Origin of the sequence: Leptospira wolffii serovar Khorat str. Khorat-H2, assembly GCF_000306115.2 — a bacterium.
GTDB lineage: Bacteria > Spirochaetota > Leptospiria > Leptospirales > Leptospiraceae > Leptospira_B > Leptospira_B wolffii.
This window is the reverse complement of record NZ_AKWX02000013.1, coordinates 254,465-280,046: the sequence shown is the minus strand read 5'-3', so window position 1 is coordinate 280,046 and position 25,582 is coordinate 254,465. Positions and strand designations below refer to the sequence as shown.

Here is a 25,582-nt window from a genome sequence, read left to right as displayed (position 1 = left end):
ACCTGAAAAAAGAATTGTTAGTTATTTTCGCAAAAATGGAATAGGACATCGAACCCATGTCCATCGTAAAAAGCAAAATCCGAACCATCCCAGATTACCCTCGCAAAGGGATTCTATTCCGAGACATCACCTCCCTTCTTTTGGATCCGGAGGGACTTGCTCTTACGATCGGTACTTTCGTGGATAGATATACCGGAAAAGGAATCACCAAAGTCGCCGGGATAGAAGCAAGAGGCTTTATTATCGGAGCCCCCTTGGCCTTCCAACTAGGAGTGGGATTCATTCCCATCCGTAAAAAAGGAAAGCTTCCTTCCGAAACCGTATCTCAGGAATACGATTTGGAATACGGAAAAGATACCATCGAAGTACATAAAGATTCCGTACAACCGGGAGATCGAATTCTACTCATGGACGATCTAATCGCGACCGGCGGAACCATGATCGCCGCAGTGCAATTATTGCAAAAATTAGGTGCGGAAGTTCCTGAAGCGGGAGTCATCATCGATCTTCCTGATCTAGGAGGAGCGGGCAAACTCCAAAAAGATTTGGGAGTGAATGTATTCTCCATCTGCGAGTTCGAAGGTCACTGAACCTTGGTAAAAATCCTAAGATTACATCTAGTAATTCTCGCTTTCTTCTTTTATGCCCATCTGCATGCGGAAGAAAAAACGGACTTCGATAGCGTTCGTAAATCCGTTGTCCAAATCAAAGTATATTCCCAGGCATTTAGCGCTTATACGCCCTGGACCACGGACGGAGTCCGAGCTAGTTCCGGAACAGGATTTTTGATCGGAAACAAAAGAATCCTCACGAATGCCCACGTAATATCCAACGCCAAGTTCATCCAGGTCCAGAGATACAACCAAACGGAATGGTATCGAGTCAAGGTACTGCATGTTGCCCACGATTGCGATCTCGCCGTTTTAGAAGCGGAAGATCCCGAATTCTATAAGGACTCCAAAGAATTGACCTTGGGAGAAATCCCGGAACTGAACTCCCCTCTCATCGTGGTAGGGTATCCGATCGGAGGAAATAAGGTCTCCGTTACCCGAGGAATCGTTTCCAGAAAGGAACAATCCAAATACGAACATTCTTCGGTAGACAGCCACCTAGTATTGCAGGTAGACGCCGCCATCAATCCGGGGAACTCGGGTGGGCCGGCAATCCAAAACGACAAGGTAGTCGGAGTCGCCTTCCAAGTCGCCACCAAAGGGGAGAATATAGGATATCTCATCCCCACCAAAGTCATACGTCATTTTCTAAAGGATATAGAGGACGGAAAATACGACGGATACGTGGAGTTAGGAATTGGTACATTCAATTCTTTTAATGCTTCTCTGAGAAAATCCAAAGGAATCCCGGAAGGGATGGAAGGAGTTTTCGTAACCCGTATCCTTCCCCACGGTTCCGCTGACGGTTACCTGAAAGAAGGCGATTATCTGACGGAAGTCGACGGACTCGCAATCGGTCGTAACGGAACCATCACCCTGGATAAGGATGCCCGTGTGGATTTTACGGAAACCATAGACGATAAATACTCGGGAGAACCGATCCGGTTCCGTGTGTTTAGGGATGGAAAGCTCATCACCGTGGAATTCAAGGCCAAGAGAATGCCGGATTTCGATTTTATGCGGAATCGCTACGATCTCTCCTTCGACTATTCCATGATCGGTGGTCTTCTTTTCCAGGAAATGTCCAGGGATTTGTTGGGAGCTTGGAGCAGAAGCGGCAATACTTCCGGCGGCAGCCAATTTCTATATCGTTACGATTATTTCATAGAAGACGGCTTCAACGGAACTAAAAAGGCCGATGTGGTCCTCTACAGAAAACTCGCTCATCCCGTAAACGCCTCCGCGGATTTTTATCTGAACTTAGTCCTGGAATCCGTAAACGGAGAGAAGGTGGACAGTTTGGCGGATCTGAAACGAATCGTTTCCGATTCCAAATCCAGATTTCTCAAACTTAAGTTTTTGGATGTGGAACTTCCGCTCATCTTGGATAGAGAGGAAGTCGGAAAAGCGGACGCGCAAATCCGCAGTACCTACGGTTTGGAGTAAAGTATCTTGTTGCAACGTATCGTTTCCCTGGCTCTAATCCTTGTTTCTTTTTCCGTAATAGAGGCTAAGAAGAAGCCTAAGCCCTCTTCTCCCCCAAAAGCGGATCATTCCGTCATATCCAAATCCGAAGAGGAATTTAAGAAAAGCATCGTACAAGTAAAGATATCCTACCAGGAACCCGACTATTTCAACCCCTGGAAAAAGAAAAATCCCAGGGTTCGGAGAGGAGTAGGCATCGTAGTTCCCGGAGAAAGGATCCTATTACCGGCTCATCTGCTCGCCTACTCTACCTTGGTGGAAGTGAAAAAATTCTCCTCTTATGCGGAGACAAAGGCCATCATTTCTAAAATCGATTCCGAGACGGATCTAGCACTTTTGAAAGTGGAGGAGGAAGGATTCTATAAGGATCTGACCCCCTTGGAGTTTCAGTCCTCGATCAGCTATCCGAAACAGGTTTCCATCTACCAATTGGATAATTCCGGATCCATTCAAAGTTCCTCCGGCTCTTTGATCAGTCTAGACTTGGACCAATATCCGCAAGGTTTGGTGGAATTACCCGTTTTAGACGTGAATTCCGCGGAGACATTGAACGGCAACGGGGAAGTATTATTAGAAAACGGTAATGTAACCGGAATCCTTTTCGAATTCTCCGGAGATAAGAATTCCGGTAGAGCTATTCCTTCCTTTTTGATCCAAAAATTCCTAGGTAAATTCGGAAAATCCGAGATTGCATTCAAAGGTTTTCGCTACAGACCGGTAACGGACACTGCCACTAAGAACTTTTACGGAATCACGGAAAAGGATAGAGGGATCGTGGTTGCGGAAGTTTTGCCGGGCAGTTCCGCGGACGGAGTTCTGCAACCGGGAGACGTGATTCTAGAATTCGGCGGAAAGAAGATCGATTCTAAAGGATATTTCGAACATCCAAAATACGGAAAACAGGTTCTTTCCTATATAGCGCATTCCGGAGACGAATTCGGTTATCAAATCGGCAAAGAAATCCCGGTTTCTATTTTGCGGGATAAGAAGCCTTCAGAAATCAAGCTACCATTAAAACCTTTTCCTTATTCAGCGATCCGAATCCCCCATAGAAATCCGGGTTTAAAGACAGACTATTATTTTAACGGAGGCTTTCTCTTCGTGGAACTTTCCGAAGGATATCTTTTGGAATGGGGAAAAGATTGGAGATCCAAAGTGGATCGGAAACTTCTCTATCTATACGATTATAATAAGTTCAGTTCTCCCGGTAAGGAAGGAAAGATCGTAATACTTTCCCAAGTCATTCCGGACGAATCCAATAACGGATACCATGAAGTCGGAGGAAGAATCGTAGAGTCCGTAAACGGAAAACCGGTCCGCTCCGTCAAAGACATAGCCAAGCAGGTGAAAGAATCGGGAACCAGATTCGTGGAAGTTCGCTTAGACGACGGAACCGATGTAGTTTTAGATAAGGAAAATCTTTCCTCCGCAAACAAAAGGATCCAAACAGAATATAGAATCCCTAACGGAGCCATGGGCGAACGCTGAAACTCGCCTTTTGCTTCCGAAACTCCGAAATAAATTCTCATTTTCCGCGGTCTAATAAATAAGTCCGAAGTCCTGACCGGAAGACCGGATTTCGCGAATGGGCCAGTTTTTCGGCCGGAAATGGGACTTTTGAGATGGAACTGACCGATCCTCCTCGATTTTCTCCCGGTTTTTCCAAGGGTTTTTTCTATGCCACGAAACAGGGTTCGAAAAGATGGTAGGTACAGTCGGTAGGAGAGGGTTCTTTTATGAAACGGACCGAATTGGAGAGACGAGAAAGAGATCTCCGCAAAGCTCAAAAAAAACAAGAAGCCTTACAAGGACGAGCCAGCAACGGAAGTAGTGTTGGGGATTTTATAGACCAACTTTCCGGATTGTTCCGCTACGACGTAACCGAGATTTTCAATACGAAAGACGATATCGACGTCTTGGAAGTACTCGAGCAAATGCAGGCCATTCTTCCCCAAAAAAAATGGGATGATGTATTGAAGAAGGCCATTAAGAAAACCGGAGTACAGGAAAAAGAAAGAGCATATAATGAGCTATTGGAACTCCTGACTTTTGAAAACGACGACGCGGAAGAAGAAGTAGGAGTATAGCATAGAATAAGGATTCCGATTCCGGAATTTCCTTACCCATCTACGGCCTTACCGCCCCTGACTCGGCTGGATCAATTCCAGAAAACCCATGATATCGGACCGCTATTCCGAATGCGTAAAATTACTGGATAAACACGGGATCTTGTCCAAACTAAAGGATTCGGATCCCGAGTTTGTAGGTTCGATTCCTATTTCCGTGGATCTTCCCGATTCCGATATAGACATCATTTGTAATATCCAACCTTCTCTCGTGGGAATTTTAGAGGGCTTCTCCCATTTTCCTAATTATATGCTGTCCGAAAGAAATCTGGGAGGTGTCCCCTCTCTGGTTTGCCGCTTCCATTTGGAGTCGGAAAAAGTGGAAATTGTGGCCCAGGCCATTCCCACTCGGAGACAAATATCTTACCTACATCTGCTCATAGAAAAAGAGATATTGGAGGAAAACGGAGAGAATATTCGGAAGAAGGTTTTAGAGCGCAAAGGCTCCGGCAAGACCACGGAAGAATCGTTTGTAGAAATTCTAGACTTGGAGGGAAAGGATCCCTACGCCGCACTTCTGGAATACGGCAGGAAAAAGGGAACGATAGTCTGATCTCCGAGAAGCCGCACGGCCTCCCGGAGATAGAAAGGATTAGTTTCTTCTAGGCTTATTGAAAGTCTGAGGCTTAGCGATATCGATATTCAAGGTTCTTCCTTTGAACTCGGTTCCGTTCAGACTGTTTTTAGCGTTAGCAGCTTGCTCGTCATTCGCCATTTCGACGAATCCGAATCCTTTGCCTTCGATTACTTTTACGTACGATACTTCGCCGTAATTAGAGAACAACTCACTGATTTCGGCTTGGCCGACGGAGTAATTAAGATTTCCTACAAAAAGTTTGCGATTTTGCATGCTTTCCTCGAACGATTTTTTTAGGCAGCCTGGACTTCGCAAATGGAGACCCAATTCGCCTTTTAACAGACAGTTAACTCTCTAGAAAATGGCGGGATTGGTGAACGATCGGTAGAAGCGCGGAAGATCTCACCACTTAAGAATGAGAGTCTTTGGTTCTAACAATACTAGTACTTTGACACGTGCGGATTTCTGAACAGCGGACCTACAATACGACCAAGTTAATTCTTTTCCGAGAAGAATCAAGTCTAAGAAATTTTTTACGAACCTGCCTTTCCTAAAAATGACGAAAATAACGGGAAAGTCGCCAAATTACCAAACCAAGAAGCGCAATGGTTGCGAAACGATTGCCAATTTTATAAAAAAGAAGAATAGAACGAGACCGCAGAGGGTCCAGTAGATCCAGCCGGGGAGTTCCTCGTCTTCGGATTGCCAAAGGGCCAAAAGCGGCAAACTCACCGCAAACATCCTGGAAACGTTCTCATAAGTGGCCCAATACAATATGTATCCTGCCCCGCAGATCGTAAACATCGTGATTCCGAATCCGATCCGGAAAGGAATCCCCAGGCGGATTCGACCTCGGAATAATAAAAAGACGCCGGAAGCGAGAAGAACCAGAAGCGGGAAACGAGAGAATTTCTTTACTAACACCTTTAAGCCCGCGTCTGCCCCGGATACAGCCTCGTAGATTTCCCGGAAATAGGCGGATATTCCGCTAAAAGGCTCGAAAAAGCTCCCTAAGTGAGCGGGACTCCAAGAAGGAAATTGGGTTCGTAAATAGGCGCTCCATAGAACCGGCAAGATTAGAACCGATCCTACCCATATTGCATTTCTCCATTCTTTTCGAAATAAAGCCTCTAATCCCAAAGGAAAAAGGAGGAAGAGAGCCTGTTCTTTCGTGAGAATCGCTACCCCGCCCAAAAGTGAGAAGAGAAGATACCTTTTCTTTTTGTAAGCCCAGTACGATAGAACGACAAGACCGATCATGACCGTATCGGATACCAGAAGCACGTAACTTCCTAAGGTAAAGGGTGAGAGAAGATATAGACCAGCCAGGTATTTTTTGTCTTCGGATAATAGGTCGCGTAGCGCTAGAAAAGAAAGAGGAAGTAGCAACAGATGTAAAAAATACATCCCGAATACGGTTCCGTATCTCCCGAACCAACCGAAGGGAGAAACCAAAAGCGGATATCCGATCCTTGGCGCTCTAAAACTAGTCTCGAAACCCTTGGGCCAATCCAGGTGAAATCCGGACAGCATCCTAGAATAATAATAAAAGATTTGTCCGTCGTAACCGGCGCCTAGGTTCCCTTCTTCTCCCAGAAATACGACGGCTCCCGGAGGTGTTTCTGGCGCATTCTGATCGGCGAATTCCTTTCCGAAATTGATCTGAGAAGTAGGATTCCATTCGTATTTTTTCCAGACAAAGAAGGAGGCGGAAAAATACATCAGAAAGAATAGAACGAGAACCCGATTCTTATCCGCCAAGAAAGGCAAAAATAAATCGGAAAGAAAAAGCCGGGTCTTTGAGAAGGAATCGAATGGATTTCTCATGGTTTCTATTTTTTCTCGGACAATATTTCCGAAATCCAATCGGCGTACAAGTCGGTGGAACGTTCGGAAGCGTCGTAGGTAAGATGATGGGGATCCAAAAAATCCTGCTTTTTCTCGAAGCTAGGCGCCGCATTCCGGAACCGATACTCTTCCGTCCCTAATTTTTCCAGATAGGAAACATATCCCTTATACCATGGACTCTCCTGGTAAACGCTTCTTTCTACGGGATTTTCGGGAGAATGAACGAGCAACACTCGGATTCCTTTCGAACGGAAATACTCCACATTCTTCTTGAGGTAATCCAATTCGGACCAGATAAAGAAGTCGCGGGCCGCTGCCAATTTCAGTTTTCCCATTCTTAGAGTCACCAAACGGGAAGTGGAGGCTCCTGGTTTGGATCCGTAAATTCTCGCCGCGTAATCCTTATCATAAGTGGAATCGTCCATAGAAGCCAAACGAGTATCGTCCAGGCCTCGGATGCGGGAGTAGGAAATTCCAGTCCGAATCTCTCTTCTGCAAAAATTTTGGGAGAGTCGGATTCCGTAGATTTCCTCCGTTCCAAAGATCCTAGAATCCACGCGATCGGAAGAAATGGGACGATTCATTACGAATTTGAGATATACTGTTTCCGGTTTTTCGGGAAATTCCAAACGTAAAGGTTGCCATCCCGATTTGGAAAAAGTCCGATCGAATACGTTTTTTTCTCCCTGAAATACTTTTAGGTTCGTGTCTTTTTCCTGGAAGAAGACACTTTCCTCCAGGACCCCGCTTTTTAGTTCGCAGGATATATGGAATTCAGGTTTGGCCCAACCTCTTAGGTAGATTCCTTCTTTCGGTTGGATGCCCGTAAAATAATGATAAGACCTACCGCTTCTAAAATGATTCTCTATCATCGCATCGAATGGATCGTAAAGAAAGCTTCTGTATCTTACGGTAAAAAAGATCGACCTGGATAAAAGGGATAAGATCGCGGATTTACCCACTCCCAAGACGGAGGAAAAATTCTCGGTGAGATATTCGAACGGGTATAACATCCGATTTTGGTGGCGAGTTTTTGCAGATGTTTCCGCCAATCTCATCTCGTCGTATTCCACTTTGGTCAGATCCAGAATCTCCTTTTCTTTGTATACGATCCTGTTTTCGAATTGCTCCTTTCTCTTGGCCTCCTCTTCCGGAGTGATTAAAAAGTCCAATTGCAGGTCGGCGGGATTCAGTATGAAAACCAAAAGAGAAGGATTCTTATCCACTATATCCTTTCTGTAATGGTATAAATCGGAAGGAGTCAAAGCGGGGTGGGAATAGAACTCGGCTCTAACGTCCTTGAGATCGGTAGAATTTCGAAATCTATCGTTCATTCTTTCCGGAAGAGAAGAATATAACGCCACGCTACTGCCCGCGATCAGGACTCCCCGCTCCTCTTTGTCGAAGCGGATTTTGCTCCTCTTCTCCAAGAAATTGAACCAGGGAGATGTGTCCCATTCCAGCTCGTTAGGAACGCCGAATAGTATCTCGGGGAGAAGGATTCTGTCCAAGAGCAGAAAAAATCCGAATAATAAAAAACTAATATATATGATTCTAACTTTGATTGATGTTTCTTTCATTTTTTGGACGAGTTGCACTCGGAACATACTCCGTAGAGAATGATTTCATGGGAATCCACTGTAAATCCTTTGGGAAGATTCTCCACCGGGAAAGGGCAAAGCCCCACGTCGAAGACCCGATCGCAGATCTTGCAATGGAAATGGTGGTGGTGGTCCAAATGACTGGTTTCGAACCGAGAGGATTCTCCCGGCAATTGGATTTCGTGGATTAAACCTGAATCCAGTAAATGGTTCACGGCTCTATAAACCGTGGCGATTCCTATATTCTGGATAGATTTCTTAGATATGTCGTGGATTTCCTTTACGGAAAGCGGACCCTTTGCGTCCTGGATGACTCTAAGAATTTCTCCTTTTTGCTTGGTGTTTCGGGATGCGGATTTTTTATCTTCGTCCATCCAATCTTCCGGGCAATTTCGATCCTGGCTACGAACTAGACCCATGTCAACCCCGATTCCAAGCTACGCGTCCTCTTGAAAGAAACCTCCAATTAAAGTGCTTCAGTTTATTTTCTAGTTTTCTTTCCCGGGATTCGGATGAATTTATTACGTATGAGGAAATTCTTTTTTCTTCTATTCTTTCTTTCCTGCTCTTATCGCCCGGAAAATTATTCCACGATTCGTAATTCTTCCGGAGAAGTGTTGGGCGCCTATCCGAAGGACATCCGCTGGTTGGGATTTCAGGAAGAACCCAGTTGGAAGGATCTGCTTGCATTTTCCAAACTAGAAGTGTTGGAATTGAATACGAAAGAGCTTCGTTCCTTAGAGGAACTTCCAGATCTCCCCCGACTTAGATATTTGAATATTACCGATTCGCAAATCCGGGATTTATCTCCGCTTCGCAGATTCGAAAAATTGGATTCTTTGGTTCTAAACGGAGTCCCGATCACTGACGCCGGAATGAGAACCTTCGACGGATGGAATAGACTCACCAGGTTGGAAATGAAGGGTTCTAAAATTTCGAATCTGGAATTTATCGGTCCGGGATGTAAATTACGGCACCTTCTTATCAAAAATACGAAAGTGAAAGATCTAAGTCCTCTTGGAAATTGTACGAGTTTGCAAGAGCTATATTTGCAAGGAACGGAAGTAAAGGATCTAGCCCCATTGTATTCCCTTTCCGGGCTTTTCCATCTGCAATTGGACGGAACGGATGTCTCGGACGACGAAATCAGAAGTATACGGAAGCAACTCCCCTATCTAAAAATCATGCCGGGTCTGCGAAAGATTTTAAGCTCGGAAAAGGGATCGGACTAGGTCATTCATAAGCGAGAGGATTGACCGAGTTGGGATTCGTGTATAGAATGAAATCTCCCGGACGAGCCAGATTCGGTGCTGTAGTCTCGGCTTCACCCGTGGTTTCCACCGTTTGCAAAGATCTGAGATCCAGGTTCCTTCCGTCGTAAGTCTCTAATTGTCCCTTGGCCCCCTTTCGGACTCTAGACAATCTCATTCCCCAAACGCTCGTGTTTTTGCCCGAAGCGCGGAGTACTATACCGGAAATTTTTTCGGGAGTTCCTGCATTCGGCCTACGAAACAGTACTCCGTCCTCTTCTCCCTCCGGTCCGGGAACGATTCTCAGTTCCCTGAGACCCGCTTTCCATATTAGAAATTCGAAATGATCGCATTCGAAGGCTCGGACTAGGGCCCATCTATCTCCGGGGTTTTTACTAGTAAAGATCCTGCAAAGTCTGGGACGAAATCTCAACAGTTTACCGGAATCGTCCTTAGTCAGCTTTCCTTCGAATCGAATTTCCTCCCAATTCTTGGCCTCGGAAACGGTGAGCTGGCTCATATAGAACTCGTTCTTGGTTTTATGATTCAGATAGATTTGTCGGATATAAAATCCGGTGGGAATTTTTTTGAGTTCGGAAAAATATTCTCCGCTTTCCGGAAGAGAGGCGAATAACGAGGAATGTTCCGGTCCTTGACCGGATTCTCTCTCAAGAGGAGAAGGACGAAAACCGCAATTGCATTCTAACGAAAAAATGCAAAGGATGCCGAAAAATTTGGAAAAAAATTTCCTTTCCTTAAAATTTTTAAACGCCAATGGTTCTTGCTCCTCGGAGACCTCCCCGCAGAATTGACCTTACGAGACGGAGGCGACTGGTAAAGCAGTTTCCCTCTTCTCGGGTAGAGACATGAAAGTTTCTTTCAAAAAAGAAATGCAAACTCTTTCTTTGGTCCGTAAAACTCGGGTCGGTCGTCTCGTTGGAATCTCCAAATTCTTTCTTTTCGTTTTCTTTCTTTCCCATTGTGTAGGACAAAACGTTTTTCAATCGGATGATAAGACCGAACCGAATCTATCCGATCTTCTTTCCTTAAGTCGTTTAAGCTCCTCCTGCTCGGGAGCTTCTTCCTTTTGGATTCGTAATTTAGTTACTAATTCTTCCGCCTGCACTCAAACCCAACTCATGAGTTCTGGAACCCATGTGAAGGTATACGCGAGTGCCGGTCTGGAAAATGCGATCGATTATAATTATATAGCCCAAGAGTTCGATACTAAGATCTATCCTCGTTTAGGAGACGCTTTCGGATACTCCGACGATTTGGACGGTGACGGTAAAGTAACCGTAATCGTAACCAATATCATAGACGGAAGCCAACCTGGAGGTTCCTTTGTGGCCGGATTCTTCGATCCGGTGGATTATTTTCCGGATAGCTCCAGTTATAGCGTAAGATCCAATTACTCGAATATAGTTTATATGGACGGAGTCGAGCTCGTAGAATTGAGGACTTCGGATATGACTGCGGGAAAGCCGGATACCTTCCTTGCCACACTTGCGCACGAATACCAGCACTTGATTCGGTTCCAATACGAGGCGAGAATACTAACTAGCAACGGAGGAAGGGACGAGGCTTGGATCAACGAAGGTACAAGCGAAGTTGCGTCCGATATAGCAGGTTATTCTCCTCAAATCAGTAGGATCAATTGCTATAGGGGTAGAAATTCCAACTCCTGCGCTCGAGGAGCCAACGGAAGCACCGTATTCGGGTCCTCGAAGTTCAATACTCTTGTGGATTACGCTTTCGCGTATTCTTTCATGAAATATTTATATATGATTTCAGGATCGACCACAAGCGAGCGTAACGCATATTTCCGCTCGGGAGTCCAGGGGCCTAAAGGTTATCGGGCCTCGGACGCCTTGGGTCTATTCCAACTTTTCCGTTCGAATGCTACAGGATACACGAATGCTCCCCAAGGAATCAAAGACTTACTCGGATCCAGTTCTGCGACTTCCTTCCAGAAAATATATCCCACATTCATCTGGCAATCCTTGGGAGAGACTCTGCCCGATTCCGGTCAGATGGGTACAGACACTTCAGGGGGAACCGCATTCCTAGACGGGATGAACCAACTCATCCAATATTATCCTTTTCCTCTTAGCGGAGAAGAAGGCGGAGAGCTAAGAAAATTATACAACCCGTTAAGAATTCCCGAGATCACTCCTCTTTCCCAATTAACTCCCGGCCAGATCCAACTCGTCAAGGCGGACAGATCCAATGCGGGCTCGACGAGCAATTTGGTCTTATTCAAGAAGGTTTGGGACGGTGCCCAATATTCTTTACAGATCAATACGGATGCGAGAAAGTCGGGTGATATTTCCGTTTCCCTAGGGATCACTGAATCGGAGGACGAAGGGGAAGAAGCGATCTCCTTACCGGAATCCTCCGGCGTGCGTGCGGTATGCCCACACGAATTTTTCAAACTCTCCCGGACTCGTACGAAATTAAAACCGATCTCGATCTTTTAGGATTTTTGAGATTAGGAAAGAAGTTCCCGGAACTCTCCCATTTTCTCTTCCGCAGCTTTCTGCGCGGCTTCCATGGCCTGGTTCACTGCCTGTTTGATACTTTTCTGCAATAGCTTTTTATCGTTCTTAGCGAGAAGAGAATCTTCTATTTTAATTTCCTGAACGACTTGCTTTCCGTCGGCAATGCATACCACCAGATCGTTCTTGGATTTTCCTTCGAAAGAAAGGGACTCTAATTCTTTTTCCAGACGCTTCATTCTTACCCGCATCTGGTTCATTTGTTTAAGATTATCTAAGCTTTTTCCGCCGAACATACGACTCCCGGTTCCTTTGGAACCTAGGAATAGATTTTCTTTAGGAAGCCTCTATGCAAGAATTATACGGAAGAAGGGCCCGGTTCTTTGGTTCTCTCGGGAAGATCCCGGATCTGTTCGGAACTAGGTTCCCAGGTGAATCTATCTCTTAGTAATTCCGGAAGATACGGTTCCGTGGCGAAGCCGTCTTGTCCTGAGTTTCTGACCGGAGCAAGTCCTAGGACCAATAGGAACCCCAGACTCGCAACTAGAGTCACCACCAAAGAAGATTCAATATTGATCCTGGCTCCGGATTTCATGGCTGTATCTATAGTATCGGCCAATCCAGTGCAGTCTGATTAGGGGAATTCCGGCGAAAATCCCTGAGTTTTGTCGAATTTAGAGCCGAAAATTCGGGATTTTACCCCTCTTCTCCGTCTCTCTTGCGATCGATTCTTTCTTCGATGATTCGGAAAAGAGTATTCGGAGGATATATCCCTGTCTTGGAAATTTTACCTGCTGGTGTTCCGAAAATTTCCGGTATAAGATCCTCCACATGAGAGCAGGAAACGATTTGGAATTTTCCCTTTCGCATTTCCTCCCGAATTTCCCGGGAAAGATTCAAGTCCCTCACATTATCCTTGGGAATATAAATACAGTATTTGTCCTTGTTGGAGCCAGCGAGCCTGGTCACATCAAACCAAGCTTGGATCTTCGTGTTTACGGCTCCCACGGGAAGAATGTCCCCGTACTGGGAAAGCGCACCGGTGACGGCGATATTGCATGCTATTTCCAAACCGGAAAGCGCGGACAATAAAGCCAATAGTTCCGCGCAACTCGCGGAGTCTCCGTCTATGGGTGAGCTATTCTGCTCGAATAAAATGGATGCGTCCAATCCGAAGGACTGGATATGAGAGAACATCCCTTTGATATAAGATTGTAGGATAAATACGCCCTTATCGTGAAGGTTTCCGGAGAGATTCACTTCCCTTTCTATATTGATTAGATTTCCCGATCCGAGGGAGACTCTTGCCGAGACCTGATTCACTTGCCCGAAATCCAAAAGAGAGGATTGTAATAATATCACGGAGAGACCGTTGATCCTACCGGTCTTCTTTCCCTTTAGCTGAACGGAGATCAGACCTTCCTGGATATTTTCCAGATACTTTCTCTTATGGATGGCGGTTCGCTTTTGGATCAATGCGGGAGCCGCTTCTATTTGGGCTCTTCCTACGGACTTCTTGGCCTTTTTGTTTAAGGCGAGAATTTCGGTTACGAAAGAACGGAGTTCGGAGAGATGTAGAGAAAGCCTGCTCTGACTATCGTTCCAACGTAGCGCCAACTCTAAAAGGGAGTCTAACGCGGTTTGGTCTAAAGAAGGATAACCCGGCTTCTCCCAAGACTTCAATAATCCGGAGAAGATAGGAAGCCACGCTTTACCCAGGCTGATCTCATAAGGCATATGAATCTTGAAATCGAAACTACCGTAAAAGTCCGCGTCTATTTGGGAGATTGCGTCCACCTCAGCTTCTTCTCCCACTAAGATTAAACGGAATCTGGACTCTATGCTGGGATGAAATCTATCGATTCGGGTTAAATCCGAACCTTCCGGAAGGGAAAGGAAATCTATCTTACCGGTCAGTAATACCCCTTTCAAAAAATAATACAGATCCGGATCTTCCATAAAAGGTTTGATGGGAAGTAAAAGAAGTCCTCCGTTCGCCTCCGCGATCTTGCCCGGTCGATACTTGGAATCATGAGGAAAACCTGCAAGAGATAGAAGAGTGGGATTCGGTTCGGCAACCACCGGTTGGTCCTTTACGATCTCCTCCAAATACTGTTCGAAGCGGAGAAGGTTGGATTCAATCTCGGGTCCGGTGATCAGAATATGCCGGAAGAGTCCCGGATTCTCCAGAGCCTGGCGAAAAGTCCTCACTTCCTCCTTATGAAACACGAGAAAGTCCGGAAGCCCGTTCAAACGGACAGGCTTCGCCGCCTTGAATTTGATCTCGGTTTGGGAAGGAAGAACTTTACGTAGCACCTTTCCCATTCTCCACCTTGGGGGAGAATCCCACAATAAAATAAAGGGGAGAAAGCTTAGTTCGGAATAGGATCCAGGATCAACATGGCATCTCCGTAGGAAAAAAAACGGAACTTATGCTCGATCGCGAAACGATAAGCGTTTAGAATATTTTCCTTTCCCGCAAAAGCGGAAACGAGGAGTAAAAGGCTACTTTGGGGGAGATGGAAATTCGTAATCAGTCCGTCGCAACTCCGAACAGGATCTCCGGGTTGTAGAAATAATGTCGTCTCTCCCTCGCCCATCCGAAAGGAATCGGAAATCGGATCGTAGGAAGATTCCAAAGCTCTGAGTGTAGTAGTTCCTACGGAAAGGATTCTTCTTTTTTCCTTTTTTGCAAGATTGAGTCGGGAGACTGTGTACTCAGGCAAGAGGAAACGTTCTTCGTGTAATCTCTTCTCCGCGAAATGATTCTCTCCTATCGGTTGGAAAGTCCCGTAACCCACTCTCAATTCCAAATCCAAAAACTCTATCCCAGAATTTTTCAGATCGGAAATCAGGCCCGAAGTAAAATGCAAACCGGCAGTGGGAGCGGCCACCGATCCTAATGCCTTAGAGTAAACGGTTTGGTATCGAATCTCATCTTCCGGTCCGCTTTCCCTCTTGAAATAGGGAGGAATCGGAATCCTTCCTATTTGTTCGAAGCTTTCCTCTCGGAATTCCGGACCCGCTTGGAGCAAGGAAAACTCCTCCGATCTTCCCACTAATTTAAAAGAGAATCCTGCGGCGACCTCGTCCTGTAACATCTCTTCGGGTTTTAACTTTTTAGAATTACGTACTAGGGCTTTCCAAATCCCGGGTTCCAGCTCGGAAAGAAAAAGGGCCTCATGTCTTCTACCCGTCTTGGTTCTTAAAAACACTCTGCGTTTGGATACCCGAGTGGAATTAGCGACGAGTACGTCTCCTTTTCGGAGATACTTCCGAATTTCTAGGAACTCCTTCTCTTCCGTTAGAAAGGAGTGGGTTCTTCCGATGCAAAGAAGACGGCTGCGGTCCCTTTCCGGTGCCGGAAATTTTGCGATCAATTCTTCCGGGAGCTCGAAATCGAATTCGGAAAGATCCGAGATTTTCATTCTTCCAATGAAAACCCGGGCTTTCCGACGGGAACCGATTTTTACTCTCCCTACACCCTTCTGGAGGAATGAATTTATTTGATTGGCTTTTTCGGCCTTTTCGAAAAGAGTACCTGAATGCGGATCGACCTGAAAAGGCAAGGCCCCCTTCTGCTATTCATTCTGATTTTAGCTCTCCTTTATGCGAACGGCATCAGCAGAACGGAGCAGTCGTCCGATTTTTCCGACTATTATCTAGCCGCTCAAAACTTCATCCAAGGCAAGGATCTCTATAGCCTGGACGCTCTTTCCGAGGTCGTAAAGGATTTCGAGTCAGGAAAGCTAAAGATAGAGCAGATCTTCGAACCGTCCGTATTCTTGAGCCTGAAGGCGAGAATCGATAATGTAGGATCCTATATTTATCCTCCTACTTTCGCCTTTCTCCTGATTCCTTTGACTCTCTTCGATTTCGCTACCGCGTCTTCCATCTTTTTTACGATCAACTGTATAGCTCTCGGACTCAGTCTATTTCTGATCGCAGGGTTTTTCGGAAAGGAGAAGAATTATCTCTTCCTATCCGCCGTTCTTCTTCTTTGTCTTCGTTTTCTGGAGAATCACCAAAACAATAACCAAGTAGGTTTTATTCTTCTCTTCCTGATCCTGGCTTCGGTCATGACGCAGAAAGATTGGGCCTCCGGGGCGCTTCTATCTCTGGCGATCGTAATCAAAATCACCCCCGCGGCTTTCTTATTTTATTTCTTATTCAAAAAACGTTATTTAGTGATCGTTTATACTCTACTTTTCGGAATCGCTTGGGTCGCCCTACCGGCAGTTTTAGATCCGGAATTCACCCTTAGAATGAACGAGACCTGGTACAATCTCGTCTTAGAGAAGTATCTCCAATCTCCGGCACTACGAGCCTGGAAAAACAACCAGAGTCTGAATTCCACTCTTTCTAAATATTTCCTTTCGTACGCGGATCTACTGAATCAGAGCAAATTCGGAATGCCTTTCTTATCCTTAACCGTAACCCAAGTAAAAGCAATTGCGGCGGCTCTAACCTTGGGGATCAGCGCACCCTATCTATATCGCTCCTTTAAAGGAGCCTCGGATGCGTTCGTTTTATCCGGACTATTCTTCTTCTCGGTGATTTTCAGCGGGATTTCCTGGATCCACGCTTTCGTTTTTCTACTTTTCCCGACGGCTTTCGCAGTTTCCAAGATCTGGCCTCGGAGCGAGAACGTTCTTCCTTCTTGGAAAGAATGGAGAAAAGGATTCTCTCGGAATAAAGCCGCCGCCGTTTACATCCTTCTTGCCGTTTTAGTATTAATTTTACACAGAAGCATCATCGGAGGCGCTGTCGAAGATGCCCTACTGATGGTTTCTTTCTTACTTTATATTTCCCTCATACAATATGCTTGTCTCTTCTTCCTGGACGAGAAAGAATCCGGCTAGGGAAATCCGGCAGATGTTGAAAAAGGATCGCTTGAAATACAAACCTAGAGTCGCGGTGGACGCTCGTCCCCTCGCCTACGGTATCACGGGAAATTCCAGATACTTGGCGGAAGTACTGCAGAGGTTGGTTCGTCCCGATTCTCCCTTGGAATACTATCTATATTCCAATAAACCGATCCATCCGGTATTCCAGGAACTCATACGTTCCGTACCGGTATTTCTTCCCAGCAAATTGCCCGGATTCCTTTGGTTGAATTTTACCCTTCCTTCCATTCTTAAAAAACATAGAATAGATATCTTCTGGGGGACCATCCAATTACTACCTGTGGTCGGTCTAAAGATTCCGACCGCCGTAAATTACCACGATCTTAATTTCCGATCCGCTCCGGAGACTATGACCACGGCCAATTATTGGCAGCACCGCTTTCTTTCCCCGCTTACTTTAAAAAAAGCGGATACAGTGTTCTGTCTTTCCGAAAACACGAAGAAGGATATCCTAGATTTCCTACCGGACCTTTCTCCCAAATTGAAAGTGGTGTATCCCGGGGCCCAGGGTTTCTCGACGATCTCAGCGCCTTCCAAACAATTGCCTTCCCACTTTCTATTTTCCGTAGGAACTCTCGAGCCTAGAAAAAATCTCTCCACGATCGTGGAGGCGTATAGAGAATTGAAGAAAGAAGAGCCGAATTTTCCCTACCCTTTAGTCCTTGCAGGAAGACTAGGATGGAAATCGGAGGGTCTGACCGCTCAGCTAAAGGACGGCTCCCTAGAAAAAGAAGGAGTCTACTTTTTGGAGAATCCAAACGATTCGCAGCTAGGCTGGCTTTATAAGAATTGTTCCTACTTCGTTTTTCCTTCCCTGCATGAAGGATTCGGTTTACCTCTTCTAGAGGCGATTCGGGAAAACAAACCTTGTATCGCATCAGATATTCCCGTTTTCCACGAGGTCTTGGATGCGTTGACGGATAGTTTCGTGGAACCGAAGAACGTGGAGGGTTGGAAGAATGCATTCTCCCTCGCCGGCAAAAAACGTCTTTCGGGTAGAAAACCGTCCTATAGAGAATGGTCTTGGGACTCCACAGCAAAGGAAGTGGAATCCTATCTAGTCGAGCTTTGGAAAAACAGAAAAAGAAAAGAGTAAATCCGGGGGGATCCATGTCCGCAATCAAATCCAAAACAACGACTTCCTGGTGGGATTGGGCTCCGAATCCGTCCGGCATAAAACGACGCAAAGCTTCCGGGGGAGAATTAAAAAAGAATTATATTCCTCCCGTTTTAGCGATTCTAATTTACGCGGTTTCCGTTTGGTATTTTTTCCCCGTGAAGGATTTCGTTGCGGTTTGGATCTCCAAATTCGTGGAACTATTGCAGATTACCAAAGTACTGAAACTTTCTTTCCTAACGGACAAAAGGCTCTACGAATATTCCTCACTAGCGATAGTCTGCTATATCAGTTTCGCGTTCTTTCTGGATCTACTACGGTTTTTGCGCACCTCTCTGTTTCACAATCTGAAATGGGAAGGAGAAAAATTGGTTTTATCCAAATGGTCCTGGTCCGGAAAAGAAACGGTGAGATGGAATCCGAACCAACCGGGAATACAAATCCTACACAAGAACGGTTTTTTCCGTAGAATTCTAGGATTCGAAAGATTGGTATTCTTCACGAATCTATCGGATGCCGGGACTTCCATCGTAGCCGAGTCTCCTTTCTTTTTTTCCAAATCCAACGTTTCCTTTTTAAATCCTCTTTTCGATTCGGAATAAATGCTAAAGCGCTCTTTCGAAAGCGTATTATTTCTCGCTAAGGTTGGAAATATTTTCCGATCTCGGAGTCTATGGATCGGCTTTCTTTTTCTAGTCTGCATAACGGGCGCATTATTTCTTTTCGATCTAAGATTTCTTTCCCGATTATACGATTGGGACTCGGTAGTATACACTCATAATATACTCACCGACAAACAATGGAAGGTATTCTTTAATCCTCACCATATAGGTTTCGAGAGTACCGGATTATTGTATCTGAAATTTTGGAAATGGATTCACGGTCCGGACTCGGCTATGTTCGGGCTTAGATTGAGAATACTCGGCACCGCTTGTCTTTTTATCTTAGTTCTGATGTTCGCTCACTGGAGATTATACGGAGATATAATCGGTGCGATTCTTATAGGTTTTGCCGTACATTTCAGCCAGGGATTCTGGTTCTATGCTCAACACAACGATACTCCTCTTATCCATTCCTGCCTTACCGCCGCGTTGTACCTATTTTGCGTATGGAATTGCAAAAACGGTTGGTCTCCGGGGCTGCTATACATCGCGGGCTTCCTACAAGTTTGGAATATTTACTTCCACCAATCGGACACCATATTTTTAAGTTTCGTTCCTATCTCCGTTCTTCTTTCCGAGAAGTGGAGAGGTAAAAAATTCGAATTTTCGCATAAACTAAAATTAGTTCTGTTATACCTATTCTGGGTCGTGCTGATTCTTACCGTTTCTTATCTTTATGTGGGCTTTATCATATTAGAGAGAAATCTTACCGCCGGAATCGAAAGCGAAAGAAATTTCGCACATTGGCTTTTTCTCTACGCATCCCAGGAAAGATGGGGGGCCTCCGCCGAAGCGAAAAATTATGTGATGAATTTCTATCGTGGAATCGGAGACGCATTCTTGAATTTCGAAGGAGTCCGAAATCAACTCAGAGTGGATCCGAACCGACCCTTCGAATTGAAATTCTTACCCTATAATTTGAATCTATTCTTCTGGCTCGGGGTTTTGGGGCTGGGGCTTTTAAATTCGATCCGACTTTGGAGGTCCTACAAAATCGAGATCGTTCTACTTTTCTTTTGGCTAATTCCTTCCTTCGTTTTCTATACTTGGTGGGAAGGATATTTTTTCGAGTTCTGGGTCTCTTCCGTCATCGGGCTATTGATATTCGCAGGCTTGATTTTGGATTCTCTTAGAACGGATTCTTTACGCTCCGGAATCCGCTCCTTGACTCATTCACTACTTCTAGGTTACGTATTATTACTCTTCATAGTCAATTTCAGTTTCTCCACATACCCCCGTTCTCAACATACTAAAGCAAGTTTTATGGAAGGTATTGAGGACAAATATAAGGATATCACTCCGGAAAAGGTCTACAGAGATGAATAAAATTCGCCTTGGAAGGCGGTTAAGAAAACGCTTGTGGGTTTCTCTCGGTCCAGAAAACTGCACAGGAGCCGAGGAAAAGCGAACGAATGCTGTTTAATTCAGCCCATTTTATGGTGTTTTTGCCGATCGTTTTGATACTGGCAAAGATCCTAAAAGGAACTTATAGAAGAGTCTTCCTACTTTTAGCCAGTCTTTACTTTTATAACGCCTGGCATCCTAAAACCATCGATTGTTCCGAGTTTCGTACGGGGACCTGGTACGAATATTGGATCGATAAGTCCTTCTGCGATTTTCAAATCAATCTATATATCATCATACTCATCGTTTCGATGATTGTGGATTATTTCGCGGCTCTGATTATGAGTCGCGAAGGCGCAAGCGACAAGTTCCGAAAACTCTGCTTAGTCGCGTCCTTGCTCACAAACCTAGGCATTCTCGCTTATTTCAAATATACGAACTTCATTTTGGACGTGGTGTCTGATATATTCTTCGTAGGAACTCTGAAGATAGAACACCTGAAGATCATTCTTCCGGTAGGTATTTCCTTTTATACCTTCCAATCTATGAGTTACACCATAGACGTATACAGAAGAAATCTAGAGGCGAGGACTTCCTTTCTGGACTTCGCGTTATACGTTTCTTTTTTCCCGCAGCTAGTAGCGGGTCCGATCGTTCGAGCCCATACCTTCTTTAGAGACCTGGACCACCCTCCTACTGTGACCGCAAAGGATGTAGAAATCGCTTTCGCCCAAATCCTAATGGGTTTTACTCGAAAGATAGTATTCGCGGACAATCTAGCTAAGGTGGTGGATACTACTTTCTCCAATTATGCCATTCTAAACCCCGTGGAGATTTGGGTCGGCGCCATGGCCTTCGGTTGGCAGATCTATTTCGACTTTGCGGGTTATACGGACATTGCGATCGGAGTGGCGAGATTATTCGGTTATAAATTCGATCCGAACTTCAATTTTCCGATGGTGGCAAGAAATATCGCGGACCATTGGTCTCGTTGGCATATCTCCTTCTCCACTTGGATCCGAGATTATATCTATATTCCGCTGGGCGGTTCGAGAGTTTCCGTTTTAAAAGGATATCGAAATCTTTTCATTACCTGGTTATTCGCGGGCGTTTGGCACGGAGCCGCCTATCATTTCGTCGGTTGGGGGATTTGGCAGGGAGTGATGTTGGGATTCCACAGGGAATATTCCAAAACCAGATTCGCAGCCTGGATCAACGAAAAGGGAGGACGTCCTTACGATATTTTTGCAAGAATCTTGACGATGTTCTTCCTTTCTTTCGGATTCATCATGTTCCGTGCGGAAACTATGGAGAAGGCTTGGTCCATGATGAAAGCTCTCGTATTCTGGGTGCCCAACGGAATCCAATCCGTGAAATCCTTCTCGAATTACGATTATGGAATATTACTCGCGATCTGCTTTATCGCTTCCTATTATTTCTCTAAGAATACGATCGAGGATATGGTGGAGAACGGCAGAAAATTCGCGTTATTCTTTATCGTGAACTTCTTCTTAATTCTGTTCTTCGGAGCGGGCGGGAATAACTTCCTGTACTTCGATTTCTGAGGTAAAAAATGAGTCCTTATCTTAGTTTGATACGTCAGAAAAAATTCTGGATCCCCGTTCTATTCTTCGTATTCTTCGATCTTTGTCTGCAAACCGGAGTTTACAGGCCCTATTTAAAGAAGGGCTCCTTCGCCGCGAATGTGGTCCGTAATACGGAATACGTTCTGGAAAAGAAAAGCGAATTCGAACCCACTATTCTTCTTTTGGGGACCTCCGTCGCCTATCAGGGGCTTTCCTTAAAGACCTTGAACGAGACCCTGGAACCTTACGGAGAAAAAATCCAATCCGTAGCGATGGAAGGAACCGAGTTAGTAGTTCAAGATTCTATAATACGAAATCTACTCCCTAAGTTTCCCAAGGTCCATACGGTCATCCATATTCTGGAAATTTCGACTCCCTGGGTGGATCAGGAATACCTTCAAATCCACACTCTGGCCATGCTGGGAGAATTAGACAGAAGGATCGCCTTCCCTCTCATTTACGACTTCAATTATAACGTGCAGTACGACGATCTTGGTTTCTTGGCGTTTAAGAGCATCGCCTATCGCAGAGATATACGAGATTTCATTCTAGATCCTTCCAAAAGATTGAAGGACATAGGAAGAAGGAGAAAAGAGCAGAAACTGACTCCTTGGCCTCACGAAAATACAAATCTACCCAAAATCAGTATGTATCCGGAAGCCAAGGAAGTTCTTTCCTGTCTTGCGACTACTAATCCGGGTAACGGACAGGCAATTCCACAAGGTTCCGATATATTCCATAAAAAGGCGATCTGGGATACCTGCGATTTGGCAAAAAGAACTCCTACCGTCGTGACCAAAACAAAATCGGTGGATAATTATTTTCTGAGATTAGGGCTGCTTTATAAGGACATCCATAGAATCGGAGAGGAAAACGGACAAAAGATCCGAATCTTAGGAGTAATCGCACCGTACAGCGAAATTATAAAAGCCTGGAGAACCCCCGAAAGAGATAGGATCTGGCAAGAAGAGATCCGTAAAATCGATCCGGAGATTTCGCTTTTAGACTATCAGGACAGTTTGGACGGCTCTAATAACGGAGATTATTATTACGATCTCATCCACCTGAATCGAATCGGAATGGATAAGTTCTCCGATATATTTGCCGCGGACCTGCCTTCTCATTTAGGATTGTCCGGTAAGAAGAAAAAATGATCTTCACATCCACCCTATTCTTCGTCTTCTTTCTGATCGTTTACATAGCCTATTGGCTCTGGAACGGACGTAAATACAGAGAATGGATCCTGATGATCGGATCCCTGGTTTTTTACGCGTCCTGGAATCCGCCTTTCCTATTGCATCTTTTGGGCATCGTATTAGTTAATTATCTTTTTTTAAAGCCTATAGCGGCGACTAAAAGTAAACCTCTGCTGACCGTTATCGTGGTTCTGGACCTTCTGAATCTGGGAGTATTCAAGTATTTCTACTTTGTCACGGACAACCTATTCTACGTTACGAAATGGTCCCTTTTCGATACGAGTACAATGAGCTTTAGGATCATTCTTCCCTTGGCCATCAGCTTTTATACCTTCCAAGTGATGGCTTTCGTCATCGACGTTTATAGAGGCAAGGTCAAGGAGATCCCGAACTTTTTCCATTTCACCCTCTTCCTTCTATTCTTCCCTCAGCTGGTAGCTGGACCGATCATGAGAGCGGAAGACTTCTTTCCTAAATTAGAAAGACTGAAAATTCACAAGACAACGGTATTTACGGGACTATTTCTGATCGGATTAGGCGCCTGCAAAAAGATTCTTATAGCGGACAACCTAGGCTCCCTGATAGATCCGGTATTCGCCAATCCGAAAGAATACGGGTCCGGATCCCTTGCGTTAGCCGCCATAGGCTTTACCTGGCAGGTTTATTCGGATTTTTCCGGATATACTGACGTTGCTCGGGGCTGCGCTCTATTATTCGGATTCAATATCCCTAGAAACTTCTCGGCTCCTTTCTTCAGCAGAAACATTCACGAGCTTTGGAGAAGATGGCATATCACACTCGGAACCTGGCTAAAGGATTATATCTACATTCCTTTGGGCGGAAGCCGAATCTCCGAATTCAGGACCAATTTGAACCAGACGATCACATTTGCGTTAGGCGGCCTTTGGCATGGCGCAAATTGGACCTTCTTGGCCTGGGGACTCTCCCATGGACTCTTTCTATTCGTGGAAAGAACCATGGAAAGAAGAGGATTAAGGATCCTTCCGGAACACGGGAAATTAGTAACCGGCACGAGAATCCTCTGGACCTATTTCCTTTTCGTATTGGCCGCGATCTTCTTCCGGACATTTCATATTTCCGATTCGATCTATTTCTTCCGAAATATATTCTTCCATTATCTTCCGGAACAGACCTTAACCCTCTCCTTGGCTCTGGTATATCCTTATATCATAGGCGGCATACTTTTCCACGCTGCGGAGGCGCCGAAAAGATACCCTATGTGGTTCCACAGAAATAGAGGAAAACTTCTGCTTGCCTTCCTTCTCATCGGCGCTTTGATTTTCGGGAACTACGCAGGCAAGGGCCAAGACTTCATTTACTTCGCATTCTGATATGATTATGGAAAAGAATAAACTCCCGTTTTTATCCAGAAAGATCCTTTGGATTCCCTTAGGAATCGCGGCACTCGCTATAATATGGGACCGAATTCTTTCCTCCGAATCCGTACGCCCTTATACGGAAAGCGGAGCGGAATATTACTTTTATGAGATGAAAGACAAGGTACTCGCGACGATGAAGTCCGAGACCGATTCCAAAAAGCCGGAACAAAAGGTTCTTACATTCTTCGGAACCTCTCATATGGGAGAATTCTCTTTAGCGGAATTCGAAAAATCCAGTCCCGGACTGATCGTATACAATCTATCCGGCCCTTCCGCTCCATTCTCCTTCCATAATTTCACTCTGGAAAAATTGATCGCGAAGAAGATTCCTTTGGATTATGCGATTCTGGAGTATTATCCAGATTCCGCCACGGATTTCGCGAACCGATATCCTCTCCGTTATTCCTACGACTTTCCTTTTTTCCTGGAGTATTGGAACGTATTCTCCACAAACGAATGGGATTCCTTCCTGAAAGCGAGAGTATTTAGGACCTCCGTTTTTCCTCCAAGATTTAAGGAAGCCATGAGTCGGATCAAGAACCCGTCCGAAGTAGAGAAGTTGGTCTTTATCCGAAATATTCTAGTGAACGAATCGGATCGATTCAAAGGCGGAATTCCGAATACGTTACTTTCCAATACCCCTGAGGACAAATTGGACTCCGAGTCCGAGAGAGTATTCAACGAGTCCTACAAGAATTACAGGACCTCCGAAGTACAATTATTCTTCCTAAGGAACTTCCTAAAGACCGCAAGAGAGAACGGAATCCAGGTCGTTCTTTGGTCTCCACTTCTATATTCCAAATTTTCGGAAAAGGTTCGCTCCTCCCAATTCTTTATCGATTGGCTTTCTCTTCGGGACGGCTTAGTGAAGGAGTTCCCGGAAACTCTAGTCTTAGATATGGAAAATTATCGGGACAGAATGAAATGCCAAAAATTCATAGACCCTCATCATTTGAGTGGAGGTTGCTATGAGGAGCCCACCAAATTCTTAGTGGAATTTTTGGAAGAATACGGAAACCTTCCTAAAAGAAAACCATGACATTCGACGAAGCGCAAAAAGCCGTAGACGATTGGATCCGGGAAATCGGAGTTAAATATTTTTCCGAGCTTACCAATCTTGCGATTCTGATGGAAGAAGTGGGAGAATTCTCCCGCTTAATGGCAAGAACTTACGGGGACCAATCGTTCAAGAAGGGAGAATCCGAGGAGAATATTCCTAAGGAATTCGGAGATATCCTTTTTGTGCTGATTTGTCTCGCCAACCAAATGGGAATCTCTATGGAGGACGCTTTGAAACGTACTCTGGAAAAGAATACCGCCAGGGATAAGGACAGGCATAAGAATAATCCCAAGCTCCAATCCTAAATTAGGATT

25 protein-coding genes are annotated in these 25,582 nt (G+C 45.1%); 16 read left to right on the top strand and 9 right to left on the bottom strand.

Going from position 1 to position 25,582, the window contains the following annotated elements:
* Positions 1-56: 56 nt before the first annotated feature.
* The 5 genes from LEP1GSC061_RS11830 to LEP1GSC061_RS11810 all read left to right on the top strand — a co-directional run bounded on the left by LEP1GSC061_RS11830 (position 57) and on the right by LEP1GSC061_RS11810 (position 4,775).
* Entirely contained in the window at positions 57-590 is a 534-nt protein-coding gene (locus LEP1GSC061_RS11830; protein WP_016545639.1) for an adenine phosphoribosyltransferase, read from the top strand.
* 12 nt (positions 591-602) lie between these two features.
* Positions 603-2,057 (top strand): S1C family serine protease, encoded by a 1,455-nt coding sequence (locus LEP1GSC061_RS11825; RefSeq protein ID WP_415751834.1) that lies wholly within the window; start codon positions 603-605, stop codon positions 2,055-2,057.
* A 6-nt stretch (positions 2,058-2,063) separates the two neighbouring features.
* Positions 2,064-3,584, top strand: a complete 1,521-nt coding sequence (locus LEP1GSC061_RS11820; protein WP_016545464.1) for a PDZ domain-containing protein — start codon at positions 2,064-2,066, stop codon at positions 3,582-3,584.
* A 248-nt stretch (positions 3,585-3,832) separates the two neighbouring features.
* The gene (locus LEP1GSC061_RS11815) at positions 3,833-4,183 is read left to right on the top strand and encodes an LB_289 family protein (RefSeq protein WP_016545449.1); all 351 of its coding nucleotides are present in this window, start codon (positions 3,833-3,835) and stop codon (positions 4,181-4,183) included.
* A gap of 88 nt (positions 4,184-4,271) precedes the next feature.
* Positions 4,272-4,775 (top strand): DUF4269 domain-containing protein, encoded by a 504-nt coding sequence (locus LEP1GSC061_RS11810; RefSeq protein ID WP_016545722.1) that lies wholly within the window; start codon positions 4,272-4,274, stop codon positions 4,773-4,775.
* 39 nt (positions 4,776-4,814) lie between these two features.
* On the opposite strand, the gene LEP1GSC061_RS11805 is transcribed toward LEP1GSC061_RS11810, so the two are convergent.
* The 4 genes from LEP1GSC061_RS11805 to LEP1GSC061_RS11790 form a co-directional block, all read right to left on the bottom strand.
* A complete protein-coding gene (locus tag LEP1GSC061_RS11805) occupies positions 4,815-5,072 on the bottom strand; it encodes an RNA recognition motif domain-containing protein (RefSeq protein ID WP_016545701.1) in 258 nt (85 codons plus the stop codon).
* A gap of 312 nt (positions 5,073-5,384) precedes the next feature.
* Positions 5,385-6,626 (bottom strand): AZOBR_p60025 family cell surface glycopolymer formation protein, encoded by a 1,242-nt coding sequence (locus LEP1GSC061_RS11800; RefSeq protein WP_016545657.1) that lies wholly within the window; start codon positions 6,624-6,626, stop codon positions 5,385-5,387.
* Between the two features lie 5 nt (positions 6,627-6,631).
* Positions 6,632-8,227: a hypothetical protein gene (locus tag LEP1GSC061_RS11795; RefSeq protein WP_040508582.1), complete on the bottom strand. Its 1,596-nt coding sequence runs from the start codon at positions 8,225-8,227 to the stop codon at positions 6,632-6,634.
* On the bottom strand, positions 8,224-8,622 hold the full coding sequence (locus LEP1GSC061_RS11790) for a Fur family transcriptional regulator (protein WP_040508653.1): 399 nt from the start codon (positions 8,620-8,622) through the stop codon (positions 8,224-8,226). Before LEP1GSC061_RS11790 ends, LEP1GSC061_RS11795 begins: the two co-directional genes overlap by 4 nt.
* Positions 8,623-8,775: 153 nt before the next feature.
* Here LEP1GSC061_RS11790 and LEP1GSC061_RS11785 point away from each other — a divergent pair, with 153 nt between their 5' ends.
* A complete protein-coding gene (locus tag LEP1GSC061_RS11785; RefSeq protein ID WP_040508651.1) occupies positions 8,776-9,480 on the top strand; it encodes a leucine-rich repeat domain-containing protein in 705 nt (234 codons plus the stop codon).
* Position 9,481: 1 nt separating this feature from the next.
* On the opposite strand, the gene LEP1GSC061_RS11780 is transcribed toward LEP1GSC061_RS11785, so the two are convergent.
* The gene (locus LEP1GSC061_RS11780; protein ID WP_016545739.1) at positions 9,482-10,273 is read right to left on the bottom strand and encodes a hypothetical protein; all 792 of its coding nucleotides are present in this window, start codon (positions 10,271-10,273) and stop codon (positions 9,482-9,484) included.
* 91 nt (positions 10,274-10,364) lie between these two features.
* On the opposite strand from LEP1GSC061_RS11780, the gene LEP1GSC061_RS11775 reads away from it, so the two are divergent.
* The gene (locus LEP1GSC061_RS11775) at positions 10,365-11,978 is read left to right on the top strand and encodes a peptidase MA family protein (protein WP_016545649.1); all 1,614 of its coding nucleotides are present in this window, start codon (positions 10,365-10,367) and stop codon (positions 11,976-11,978) included.
* A gap of 11 nt (positions 11,979-11,989) precedes the next feature.
* Here the strand turns inward: LEP1GSC061_RS11775 and LEP1GSC061_RS11770 are convergent, their stop codons facing one another.
* The 4 genes from LEP1GSC061_RS11770 to queA all read right to left on the bottom strand — a co-directional run bounded on the left by LEP1GSC061_RS11770 (position 11,990) and on the right by queA (position 15,424).
* Positions 11,990-12,292 (bottom strand): YbaB/EbfC family nucleoid-associated protein, encoded by a 303-nt coding sequence (locus LEP1GSC061_RS11770; RefSeq protein ID WP_016545570.1) that lies wholly within the window; start codon positions 12,290-12,292, stop codon positions 11,990-11,992.
* 62 nt (positions 12,293-12,354) lie between these two features.
* Positions 12,355-12,615, bottom strand: a complete 261-nt coding sequence (locus LEP1GSC061_RS11765) for a hypothetical protein (protein ID WP_156844548.1) — start codon at positions 12,613-12,615, stop codon at positions 12,355-12,357.
* Between the two features lie 77 nt (positions 12,616-12,692).
* A complete protein-coding gene (locus LEP1GSC061_RS11760; RefSeq protein WP_040508648.1) occupies positions 12,693-14,312 on the bottom strand; it encodes an AAA family ATPase in 1,620 nt (539 codons plus the stop codon).
* Positions 14,313-14,368: 56 nt separating this feature from the next.
* Complete coding sequence (gene queA, locus LEP1GSC061_RS11755) at positions 14,369-15,424, bottom strand: tRNA preQ1(34) S-adenosylmethionine ribosyltransferase-isomerase QueA (RefSeq protein ID WP_040508581.1); 1,056 nt, start codon at positions 15,422-15,424, stop codon at positions 14,369-14,371.
* A 117-nt stretch (positions 15,425-15,541) separates the two neighbouring features.
* On the opposite strand from queA, the gene LEP1GSC061_RS11750 reads away from it, so the two are divergent.
* The 9 genes from LEP1GSC061_RS11750 to LEP1GSC061_RS11710 all read left to right on the top strand — a co-directional run bounded on the left by LEP1GSC061_RS11750 (position 15,542) and on the right by LEP1GSC061_RS11710 (position 25,573).
* On the top strand, positions 15,542-16,858 hold the full coding sequence (locus LEP1GSC061_RS11750) for a glycosyltransferase family 87 protein (RefSeq protein ID WP_016545439.1): 1,317 nt from the start codon (positions 15,542-15,544) through the stop codon (positions 16,856-16,858).
* 13 nt (positions 16,859-16,871) lie between these two features.
* Positions 16,872-17,999, top strand: a complete 1,128-nt coding sequence (locus LEP1GSC061_RS11745; RefSeq protein WP_016545711.1) for a glycosyltransferase family 4 protein — start codon at positions 16,872-16,874, stop codon at positions 17,997-17,999.
* Positions 18,000-18,013: 14 nt separating this feature from the next.
* Positions 18,014-18,622, top strand: coding sequence for an LIC20162 family protein (locus LEP1GSC061_RS11740; RefSeq protein ID WP_016545761.1), 609 nt, complete (start codon positions 18,014-18,016; stop codon positions 18,620-18,622).
* Entirely contained in the window at positions 18,623-20,008 is a 1,386-nt protein-coding gene (locus LEP1GSC061_RS11735; protein WP_016545564.1) for a hypothetical protein, read from the top strand.
* A gap of 86 nt (positions 20,009-20,094) precedes the next feature.
* Complete coding sequence (locus LEP1GSC061_RS11730; protein WP_016545629.1) at positions 20,095-21,591, top strand: MBOAT family O-acyltransferase; 1,497 nt, start codon at positions 20,095-20,097, stop codon at positions 21,589-21,591.
* An 8-nt stretch (positions 21,592-21,599) separates the two neighbouring features.
* Positions 21,600-22,766 carry an SGNH/GDSL hydrolase family protein gene (locus tag LEP1GSC061_RS11725; RefSeq protein WP_016545717.1) on the top strand — a complete coding sequence of 389 codons (1,167 nt, stop codon included), beginning with the start codon at positions 21,600-21,602 and terminating at the stop codon, positions 22,764-22,766.
* Positions 22,763-24,160 (top strand): MBOAT family O-acyltransferase, encoded by a 1,398-nt coding sequence (locus LEP1GSC061_RS11720; RefSeq protein ID WP_016545686.1) that lies wholly within the window; start codon positions 22,763-22,765, stop codon positions 24,158-24,160. Before LEP1GSC061_RS11725 ends, LEP1GSC061_RS11720 begins: the two co-directional genes overlap by 4 nt.
* Positions 24,161-24,167: 7 nt before the next feature.
* Positions 24,168-25,247: a DUF1574 family protein gene (locus LEP1GSC061_RS11715; protein WP_016545479.1), complete on the top strand. Its 1,080-nt coding sequence runs from the start codon at positions 24,168-24,170 to the stop codon at positions 25,245-25,247.
* Complete coding sequence (locus tag LEP1GSC061_RS11710) at positions 25,244-25,573, top strand: nucleotide pyrophosphohydrolase (protein ID WP_016545531.1); 330 nt, start codon at positions 25,244-25,246, stop codon at positions 25,571-25,573. Before LEP1GSC061_RS11715 ends, LEP1GSC061_RS11710 begins: the two co-directional genes overlap by 4 nt.
* Positions 25,574-25,582 lie beyond the last annotated feature (9 nt).